Consider the following 3,005-nt stretch of genomic DNA (forward strand, 5'->3'; position numbering starts at 1 on the left):
TTCGATTCCCCGCAGGTGCGGGGATAAACCGCTGGTCGATTGACTGCCCCTGACCGTCAATGTCGATTCCCCGCAGGTGCGGGGATAAACCGCCTTTGCATGATGACGATGATAGGCGTATCAGCGATTCCCCGCAGGTGCGGGGATAAACCGGCATTACCATGGTTCCAGCCAGTTAAATGCGGCGATTCCCCGCAGGTGCGGGGATAAACCGAACGGCGATGGTGGCGGCAATGACGACATGCGCGATTCCCCGCAGGTGCGGGGATAAACCGGTAGAACTCTCTGCCACTCTTGCACAAACCTACGATTCCCCGCAGGTGCGGGGATAAACCGTCTCTTTTATGCCTGTAACTCATGTCGTACCTGCGATTCCCCGCAGGTGCGGGGATAAACCGCGAACGAATAAGGTTTCATGCTGAAAGACTGGCGATTCCCCGCAGGTGCGGGGATAAACCGCGCCCGTGTTGTCGTCTTGCAGCGTGATGCCCCGATTCCCCGCAGGTGCGGGGATAAACCGCCTTCTTTCTGGCTGATCGTTAGGGCATATTTACCGATTCCCCGCAGGTGCGGGGATAAACCGGCGAGATCAGTGTTAGCCTTGCTAATCCAGCACGATTCACCGCAGGTGCGGGGATAAACCGCTCGCAGATAGTCGTCACTGCTGTTGATGAGGCCGATTCCCCGCAGGTGCGGGGATAAACCGCCCTCCAGGCTCGCATTGATGCGATGAGGGATCGATTCCCCGCAGGTGCGGGGATAAACCGCCCTCCAGGCTCGCATTGATGCGATGAGGGATCGATTCCCCGCAGGTGCGGGGATAAACCGCGGTGGGCTGCGTGTATAGCTGCTTTTATGGGCGATTCCCCGCAGGTGCGGGGATAAACCGTTTTCAGCAGCTATATTTGTTTGTAATCCTGCCGATTCCCCGCAGGTGCGGGGATAAACCGGTGCTTCATGGGCACACATCCAAAGCAAGGCCCCGATTCCCCGCAGGTGCGGGGATAAACCGCCGCACCAGCACACTGGTTAGCTCTGGCAATCCCGATTCCCCGCAGGTGCGGGGATAAACCGATCAGCCGATATGCCCGTCCAAGTGGCAACCTCGATTCCCCGCAGGTGCGGGGATAAACCGACCTGTAATCTTGCTGGCATTGTCTCCGTATTCGATTCCCCGCAGGTGCGGGGATAAACCGTTTTAGATGAACATTTAACCTGTTCGACTGAACGATTCCCCGCAGGTGCGGGGATAAACCGGGTATGTCATGTCGCAAGCTGCCGATCTGTGACGATTCCCCGCAGGTGCGGGGATAAACCGCAGTCAGGAACCGAACACCATCCGGTACGGTGCCGATTCCCCGCAGGTGCGGGGATAAACCGCCATCAACTATCATGTAGCTGGTGTCGCTTTCCGATTCCCCGCAGGTGCGGGGATAAACCGACCCCGCTGTCTTTACCGCCAGAGAAAGAAACCGATTCCCCGCAGGTGCGGGGATAAACCGTTGCCTGCCATTTGTGCGCCGAGGCGAAATGACGATTCCCCGCAGGTGCGGGGATAAACCGGGGTTGGGCATCTACACGGATATGGTCTTCCGCGATTCCCCGCAGGTGCGGGGATAAACCGGAACGTGTCAGCCATAATACGCACAAACAGGACGATTCCCCGCAGGTGCGGGGATAAACCGATCAGCCTTAGCCATGATCCCGAACACCTTGTCGATTCCCCGCAGGTGCGGGGATAAACCGATTTTGACCTTGATCTGCTGGGCTTTGATGATCGATTCCCCGCAGGTGCGGGGATAAACCGCTGACCAGTAGCGCCACCACGAGTCTTTGAATACGATTCCCCGCAGGTGCGGGGATAAACCGAGTATCAGGGCAAGCGCTGCCCGCCTCCTTGGCGATTCCCCGCAGGTGCGGGGATAAACCGTTTCGAGACTGGGGTATGCCCATTGAACAGGCCGATTCCCCGCAGGTGCGGGGATAAACCGGGGTTTTTCAAAGCCCCTTTTTTTATTACTCACGATTCCCCGCAGGTGCGGGGATAAACCGCCCGTTGCCATGTTGCACCAAAATGGTCAGACCGATTCCCCGCAGGTGCGGGGATAAACCGGGATAAGTTGAAGCAGACAGGGACGGATACTTCGATTCCCCGCAGGTGCGGGGATAAACCGAATTCGGGCCATGCCAGATACAACCTACCACTCGATTCCCCGCAGGTGCGGGGATAAACCGGGTGTTCGCTGAAACAGATTCGGCACGCTTTGCGATTCCCCGCAGGTGCGGGGATAAACCGGCAAAAGGCTGGTTACAAAAAGACTACAAAAGCGATTCCCCGCAGGTGCGGGGATAAACCGTTTTTGTATTGCTTGTTAATTTTGTCGCGCTGCGATTCCCCGCAGGTGCGGGGATAAACCGTAGCCAACAATGCCGAGGTGGCTGCTGATGGTCGATTCCCCGCAGGTGCGGGGATAAACCGCTTCTGCTTTGGAGCCAGGTGTTTAACGGAATCGATTCCCCGCAGGTGCGGGGATAAACCGCAGCCGCATGGCCGAAAAAAGTTGCTACACAACGATTCCCCGCAGGTGCGGGGATAAACCGTTCCGGGCTTACTTCCTGATGCTCACTCATGTCGATTCCCCGCAGGTGCGGGGATAAACCGGTGTGGCGGCATGTGTGGGTGGCCTGTCCTTTCGATTCCCCGCAGGTGCGGGGATAAACCGCCTTTTTATCTAACCCTGTCTAACAACTGCGTGCGATTCCCCGCAGGTGCGGGGATAAACCGAGCAGCCTCCAATCCTTCGCTGGCATTGCCGACGATTCCCCGCAGGTGCGGGGATAAACCGCAAACAGCGCCGCCATCCTGAAACATGTTGAACGATTCCCCGCAGGTGCGGGGATAAACCGTTTTTTCATAGCAGTTTATCCTTTCACGTTGACGATTCCCCGCAGGTGCGGGGATAAACCGTGGAGATTAAGTCGCGCTCTGGTTATGTTTATCGATT

The 3,005-nt window shown here is 57.3% G+C and carries 1 CRISPR repeat array.

The features are described from left to right. Positions 1–2 precede the first annotated feature (2 nt). Positions 3–2,968: direct repeats of the CRISPR family, unit length 29 nt; unit sequence CGATTCCCCGCAGGTGCGGGGATAAACCG. The last annotated feature ends 37 nt before the right edge of the window (positions 2,969–3,005 follow it).

Origin of the sequence: Marinospirillum alkaliphilum DSM 21637 (assembly GCF_900119735.1) — a bacterium.
GTDB classification, from domain to species: domain Bacteria; phylum Pseudomonadota; class Gammaproteobacteria; order Pseudomonadales; family Halomonadaceae; genus Marinospirillum; species Marinospirillum alkaliphilum.